Below are 7,028 nucleotides of genomic sequence, written 5' to 3' on the forward strand. Positions count from 1 at the left end.
GCACCGAGCGAGTGGGCACCGAGCGCTTCGCCTATCTGGGCCCCGAGGCCACATTCACCGAGGCCGCGCTGCTGAAGTACCTGGATACGCAGGGTCTGCGAACGACGGCGAGGTCCCAGCCCATGCGCAATGCCGTCGCGGCGCTGGACTCCGTCCTCGACGGCGACTGCAGCGCCGCAGTCGTCCCGATCGAGAACTCCGTCGAGGGCGGCGTGCCTGCCACGATCGACGCCCTGACCGATCATGGCCGGCTCCAGATCGTCGCCGAGGTGGTTGTGCCCGTGCGCTTCGTCCTGGCGGTGAAGCCGGGAACGGATCCCAACACGCTGACCTCGTTCGGCTCCCACCCGCACGGTGAGGCGCAGGTGCGGACGTTCATGTCCGCGAACTTCCCCGATGCCGTCTACCTCCCCACCTCATCGACGGCCGCGGCCGCACGGGACCTGGCCAACGACGCCGCCGATCATGTGGCAGCGGTGTGCCCAGCGCTGGCAGCCGAACGCTACGGTCTTGAGGTCCTCGCCGATGACATCGGAGAACGACAGGACGCCGAGACTCGCTTCGTCGTCGTCGCTCGCCCCGGCACTATTCCTGCACCGACAGGATCCGATAAGACCACGGTCGTGGCCTCACTGCGCTCCGACCGTGCCGGTGCGCTGTTGGAGATGCTCGAGCAATTCTCCAGCCGTGGTGTGAACATGTCGCGCATCGAATCCCGGCCCACCGGAGGCGGCCTCGGGCTCTACCAGTTCTCGATCGACCTGTTGGGCCATGTGCACGAGGCCCGGATGGCCGATGCCCTGCAGGGAGTCCACCGTGTGACCCGGAACCTGCGGTTCCTCGGCAGCTACCCCAGCGCCTCGAAGAACACGGTGCCGCTGGACCCGACGACCACAGACGATTCCTTCGCGGCCGCCACTGCCTGGCTGAATACGACGCTGAACGGCTGAGACCCCATATACCCGGCGCCTGGTACCCGGTGCCTGCCGTCATAGTGCGCTCACGGTCGAAATGCCCGCCGAAATCGACCACGGCCCACGAAGGCGGCCGGCGGTCGACCACGTGGCCGCGATGTCGGCCGGCGTATGGGCGCTGTGTGTCCTGGTGGGCTCGGAGGACAGTAGTCTGAGAGTGCATGGGGTCGCCAGGCCCACACATCGACGAAGGAGTCGCCCATGGCAAGCAGCTCACCGACCGACGCTCCCGACCGGGGCGGCGCAGCAGGTTCCTCCGACGGGTCCGGCTTCCCTGACGGACACGGCCGCTTCGACGCGATCGTCGTCGGAGCCGGTCTCGCCGGGCTGGTCGCCGCTCATGAGCTCAGCCTCGCCGGCAAAAGGGTGCTCATCCTCGACCAGGAGAATCGGGCCAACCTCGGCGGACAGGCCTTCTGGTCACTCGGCGGTCTCTTCCTCGTCGACTCCCCCGAGCAGCGTCGGCTCGGCGTCCACGACTCACTCGACTTGGCACGGCAGGACTGGGCCACCTCGGCGGGCTTCGACCGGGACGAGGACCGCTGGCCCCGGCAGTGGGCCGAGGCCTACCTGGAGTTCGCGGCCGGGGACAAGCGTCGCTACCTCCATGACCTGGGACTGCGTCTGACTCCGGTCGTCGGCTGGGCCGAACGGGGCGGATCCGGCGCATCCGAACACGGCAATTCCGTGCCGAGATTCCATCTCACGTGGGGCACCGGCCCCGAGGTGGTGCGGGTCTTCCGTGAGCCGGTGGAACGAGCCGAATCCGCGGGCCTCGTGACCATGGGATTTCGCCACCGGGTCGATGAACTCGTCGTCGAGGACAGCGGCAACGTCGAGGACGGCGGCCATGGCGACGGAAGCAGCGTCGTCGGGGTTCGCGGGCGAACACTTGCCCCCAGCCACACCGGCCGAGGCATCGAGTCGAACCGCGATGAGGTCGACGACTTCGAAGTCCACGCCCCCGCGGTCATCGTCACCAGCGGCGGCATCGGACACAACTTCGACCTCATGCGTCAGTACTGGCCGGTCGAGCGCCTCGGCGAATTCCCGCAGACGATGCTCGCAGGAGTGCCCGCCCATGTCGACGGCCGCATGCTCGCCATTGCCGAACACGCGGGTGCGAGCCTGATCAACCGGGATCGGATCTGGGCCTACACGGAAGGCATCGAGAACTGGAACCCGGTGTGGCCCAACCACGGTATTCGCATCATTCCCGGGCCCTCATCGCTGTGGTTCGACGCCGAAGGCAATCGGTTCCCGGCTCCGAACTATCCCGGGTTCGATACGAACAAGACCATGCGCACAATCTTGTCCACCGGGCATGACTACTCATGGTTCGTGCTCAACGAGTCAATCATCCGCAAGGAGTTCGCACTCTCCGGCTCGGAGCAGAACCCGGACATCACGAAGAAGGACTGGCGCCTGACCCTCGACCGTGCCCGGTCCTCCGATGCGCCCGGCCCGGTGGAGGCGTTCAAGAAGTTCGGCGCGGACTTCGTCGTCGCCGACACCACCGAGGAACTCGTCGCGGGGATGAACGAGCGCTCGCGCGGGCCCGTCATCGATCATGACCGCCTCCTCGGACAGATCGTCGAACGCGATCGGCAGATGGACAATGCGTTCTCCAAGGATGCGCAGGTCCAGGCGATTCACAATGCCAGGAACTACCTCGGCGACAAGATCGTGCGGGTGCAGAAGCCGCACAAGATCCTCGACCCGGCCCATGGACCTCTCATCGCGGTGCGCTTGAGTCTGCTCTCACGCAAGACGCTGGGCGGATTGGAGACGAACCTCGATGCCCAGGTCATCGGGGTCGGCGGTGCACCGATTCCCGGGCTGTATGCCGCCGGTGAGGTGACCGGATTCGGCGGCGGGGGCATGCACGGCTACAACGCGCTGGAAGGAACGTTCCTCGGCGGCTGCATCTTCTCGGGGATGCGCGCCGGGCGGGCCGTGGCGAAGCACTCCGGAGCGCGCGGGGCTGTGGCCGGGGGCGGGCCATACGACGTCAATCGAACGGAGCAGTGGTCAGAGTGAATACCAATCTCACAGTGCTCGTCACCGGCGGCACCTCCGGCATCGGCGCCGCACTGGTCAGGGTGCTGGCAGACAGAGGCTATGCGGTCCTGACCACGAGTCGAGATCCCGAGCGGATCCGGGCGAGCGAACGGGTCCCCGGTGTGCGCTATCTTCGGCTCGACCTCGCCGACCCCGGCAGCGTCGAGGCCCTGAAGAACGAGGTCGCCGAGGTCGACGTTCTCGTCAACAACGCCGGCGAGAGCCAGTCAGGCCCCTTCGAGGAGCTTCCGCCCGAGGCCGTCGACCGCCTGTTCCGGACGAATGTCTTCGGGCCGGTGCGGCTGAGCCAGCTCGCCCTGGCAGGAATGCGCCAGCGGCGTCGTGGCCGGATCATCATGGTCGGGTCCATGCTCGCAAGCTTCCCCCTTGCCCATCGCAGCTCCTATGTCGCATCCAAAGCCGCCCTGCGCGGGTTCGCCACGGCCGCGCGCCAGGAGCTCTCGCCGTTCGATGTGTGGGTCAGCGTCGTCGAGCCAGGGTCCATCTCCACCGGAATCGGCAACCGGCGGACGAAGTACCTCACCCCCGATTCCGCCTACACCGACGACGTGACCACAATGCTTGAGCACCTCGATGACAATGAGCGAAACGGCATCTCACCGGAAACCGTCGCCGCGACCATCGTCACGGCCATCGAAGCCACCAGGCCCCGCGAATTCTATGCTGCGGGCAGCAGGTCGCCGTTGCCGTTCCTGCTCAAACGGGTACTTCCGCGAGGTGTGATGTCACGGATCATTGCGGGCCAGCACGGACTCAAGCGGTGATCGCCGCCGGGCGATTCGGCTACTGGAGACGCGAGGGCACGAGATGCTGGGTCGTCGAGATTCCCAGCACGCGGTGCTGACGGGTGAGGTTGTAGGTCCGGTCGTGCTGGAGGTATTCGACGAGGAACAGCTCGGCTCGATTGCCCCGTTTGAAGAACGTCTTGATCTTCAGGCCCAGCTTCGCGGCGAACAGTGCCTTGTCCTTCGCGATCGCGTCGATGACCACAGGCTCATAGTCCATGCGGGCGAAGTGCGTGGAGACCGCGTCCTTGAGCTTGTACGGGGTCGGGTCTCCGATGTTGAACGGTCCCGAGGCCGACGGCACGTCGACGCAGGCGATCGCCGCGCGCACCAAATTGTCGATATGGGTCAGGGTGATCTTCTGCCTGCCGCCGCCGGGAAGTCGCAGGACCCCCTTCTTCGCCACTCGGCTCAGATACGGCATGAGCATCGTCTCCCCCTGCCCGTAGACCGCGGCCGGTCGGAGGATGGCGGCATCGGGGCGGATCCGCATCACGAGCTGCTCGGCCAAGGCATGCGTCCTCGAATAGGCATCGTGGAAATCGTTGGGATCCTTGGGGCCGGCTTCTTCCCACAGGTCCGAATGAGGCTCGGTGGTGGCATAGACCGTTGTCGAAGAGATATGCACGATCCGCGCCTTCGCGAATGCGTCGAGCACGTTCCTGGTCCCCGTGACCTTCACGCTGTAGAGCTCATCGTCGTCGGCGCTGACTTCAGCGATGCCTGCGCAGTGGAAGACCGCCGAGGCCTTCGCCGCCAGGGACGTCACTGATTCGGGTGCAGGTTCGGTGATGTCCCAGGTTTGGAAGTTCACACCGGGGATCTCAGGGTCGCGTCGCCCCAGCGCGTAGACCGTCTCATCCCTGGTCGCCAGGGCACGGGCGATGGCGCCACCGATGAAGCCGCTGGCTCCGGTCACGATTACCGCCACGTCTGATCCTCCATCATCGTCTGAAGCATCTCATCCGGTCCGTCCGGACAAGCCACACAGTCATAGGAAATCACACTGTCAGCCCCGATGCTGCCACGCAGGCTCTCTTCTGCCCAGAAAAGCATCGATCCCCTCCTGCGCATCGGCTGCGACGGCGTTGTGCGCCATCACCTCCGACATGCGTCCGTAGGCCTCTGCCACAGGCAGATCACGCTGCTCGTAGAACGCCGCTTTGCCTAGTGCCACTGTAGCCGACGAGGCGGACGCGACCTTCCGCGCCAGCTGGGCAGTCGCCGTCTCCAACTCGTCATCGGCAACCACGTCGGAGACCAGCCCGAACGTCAGAGCATCGGCAGCACTGAGGAAGTCCCCGGTCAGCAGCATCCGCATCGCCGTCTTCGCCGGCACCGCCCGAGTCAGCGCCACCATGGGCGTGGAGCAGAACAGGCCGATCTTCACACCCGGGGTGGCGAACCGAGCCGACTGCGCTGCCACCGCCAGGTCGCAGCTGGCAACGAGTTGGCACCCGGCTGCGGTCGCCACACCTTGGACCTGTGCAATGACCGGCTGCGGGATCGACTGGATCAGCTGCATGAGTTCCGAGCAGACGGCGAAGGTCTCCTGCTGCGATTCCAACTCGGCTCCACGGATCTCTTTGAGATCATGCCCGGAGCTGAAGACGTGTCCTGCGGTGGACAGGATCACTGCACGGACGTCGGTGCGTCGGCCCACCTCGGCGAGGGTGTCGACGAGCTCTTCCATCACGGAGCGCGACAGCGCATTCCGGGTGTCTGGTTCGTTGATCGAAATCGTCGCGACTGCGTCGTCGGCCAGAGAGAATACAATTGAGTCAGACATAACAGCATTCTGCCAAAATATCGTTGGTCCCGGCACGGAAACCTGATGTGGATTCGTTTCTGAGTCCTTGCCAGGCGCCCTCGAGCAGACGATGTTGATGACATCGACGCCAGTGCTGCGGTGCGCACCGCCTGCCTGACATTGCGAGGAGACGACCATGACGACCCTGCTGATGATCATCGGATTCGGTGCCGCAACCAGTGTGGTCGTCGGTCTGGGACAGAAGCTGCGCCTCCCCTGGCCTGCACTGATGGTCGTCATCGGCATCGCCGGTGCGTTCATCCCCACGTTCGCCGAGATCACCATCGAGCCCGAGCTCATCCTGCCCCTGTTCCTGCCCCCGCTTCTGTTCGCGGCAGCGCAGAAGACCTCATGGGCGCTCTTCGCCATCCGCTGGCGCACGATCCTGGGCATGGCGGTCGCGCTCGTCGGGGTCACGGTGGCGGCCGTGGCCGGAACCGCGGTCCTCCTCATCCCCGGGATCACGATCGCCGCCGCGGTGGCGCTGGGAGCCATGCTCGCCCCACCCGACCCCGTCGCCGTCGATGCGGTCGCCGGCACCGTGTCGATACCTCGGCGGATCATGTCCACCCTGCAGAGCGAAGGGCTGTTCAACGATGCCGCCTCCCTCGTGATCTTCCAGACCGCGATGGCCGCGGCGATGTCCGGCACCGAGGTGGACTTCGGGCAGCTGGCGCTGTCCTTCCTCATCTCCGCGGTCGTCGCCATCACCGTCGGCCTCGTCGTCGTGTTCATCGTGTGGTGGGTGATGGAGAAGATCGATCACACGATCGCCCGCTCCTCGCTGATGCTCATGCTGCCCTTCGGCGTCTACCTCATCGCCGAACATTTCCACGCCAGCGGCGTCATCGCCGTCGTCGTGGCCGCACTCGAGGTGCGCCGACGCGATGTCGAGGGCAATTCCGCGGAACGCGTCACCCAGGCCTCGACGTGGCAGGTCCTCGAGATGCTCATCACCGGCATCGCCTTCGGCCTCATCGGCCTCGACCTGCGCATGGTCGTCGAATCCCAGCCCGATGACCTGGGCAAAGCCGTCCTCGTCGGATTGGGCATCGCGCTCGTCGTCATTGCGGTGAGATTCGGGTGGCTGCTCATCGGAACCGTGCTGGAGAACAAGCGCAGACAGGACGATCCGGATGCCGCACCACTGAACATCAGGGATGCCACCCTCATGACCTGGGGCGGAATGCGCGGTTTGGCCACGATCGCGTTGGCGCTGTCGATTCCGGCGACCACGGCGACCGGCGAACCGTTCCCCGGCCGCGCCTACATCCTCGTCGCGGCCGCCGTGATCCTGCTCGTCACCCTGGTGCTGGCCGGCCTGACCTTCCCCACCATCGTCAACGTCCTCGGCATCGACGACGAAGCGGAGAAGGA

At 65.7% G+C, this 7,028-nt stretch carries 6 protein-coding genes; 4 read left to right on the plus strand and 2 right to left on the minus strand.

Going from position 1 to position 7,028, the window contains the following annotated elements; all coding sequences use genetic code 11:
- Window positions 1-11: 11 nt before the first annotated feature.
- The 3 genes from pheA to L0G76_RS12750 all read left to right on the plus strand — a co-directional run bounded on the left by pheA (window position 12) and on the right by L0G76_RS12750 (window position 3,820).
- On the plus strand, window positions 12-950 hold the full coding sequence (gene pheA, locus L0G76_RS12740) for a prephenate dehydratase (protein ID WP_304357569.1): 939 nt from the start codon (window positions 12-14) through the stop codon (window positions 948-950).
- A gap of 225 nt (window positions 951-1,175) precedes the next feature.
- Entirely contained in the window at window positions 1,176-3,014 is a 1,839-nt protein-coding gene (locus tag L0G76_RS12745) for an FAD-binding dehydrogenase (protein WP_304357564.1), read from the plus strand.
- On the plus strand, window positions 3,011-3,820 hold the full coding sequence (locus L0G76_RS12750; RefSeq protein WP_304357565.1) for an SDR family oxidoreductase: 810 nt from the start codon (window positions 3,011-3,013) through the stop codon (window positions 3,818-3,820). The genes L0G76_RS12745 and L0G76_RS12750 overlap by 4 nt, the downstream gene beginning before the upstream one ends.
- Before the next feature lie 19 nt (window positions 3,821-3,839).
- Here L0G76_RS12750 and L0G76_RS12755 read toward each other — a convergent pair whose 3' ends face one another.
- Both L0G76_RS12755 and L0G76_RS12760 read right to left on the minus strand, forming a co-directional pair.
- Window positions 3,840-4,772, minus strand: coding sequence for an NAD-dependent epimerase/dehydratase family protein (locus tag L0G76_RS12755; protein ID WP_304357566.1), 933 nt, complete (start codon window positions 4,770-4,772; stop codon window positions 3,840-3,842).
- 78 nt (window positions 4,773-4,850) lie between these two features.
- Window positions 4,851-5,630, minus strand: a complete 780-nt coding sequence (locus L0G76_RS12760) for an enoyl-CoA hydratase (protein WP_304357567.1) — start codon at window positions 5,628-5,630, stop codon at window positions 4,851-4,853.
- A 157-nt stretch (window positions 5,631-5,787) separates the two neighbouring features.
- On the opposite strand from L0G76_RS12760, the gene L0G76_RS12765 reads away from it, so the two are divergent.
- A partial coding sequence (locus L0G76_RS12765; protein ID WP_304357568.1) for a cation:proton antiporter occupies window positions 5,788-7,028 on the plus strand: 1,241 nt, incomplete at its 3' end.

The sequence above is a fragment of the Brevibacterium picturae genome, from assembly GCF_030453725.1.
Classification (GTDB): domain Bacteria; phylum Actinomycetota; class Actinomycetes; order Actinomycetales; family Brevibacteriaceae; genus Brevibacterium; species Brevibacterium sandarakinum_A.

Coding starts and splice junctions, on each gene's coding strand:
- L0G76_RS12745 (WP_304357564.1), top strand. CDS start 1,176: ATGGCAAGCAGCTCACCGACCGACGCTCCCGACCGGGGCGGCGCAGCA.
- L0G76_RS12760 (WP_304357567.1), bottom strand. CDS start 5,630: ATGTCTGACTCAATTGTATTCTCTCTGGCCGACGACGCAGTCGCGACG.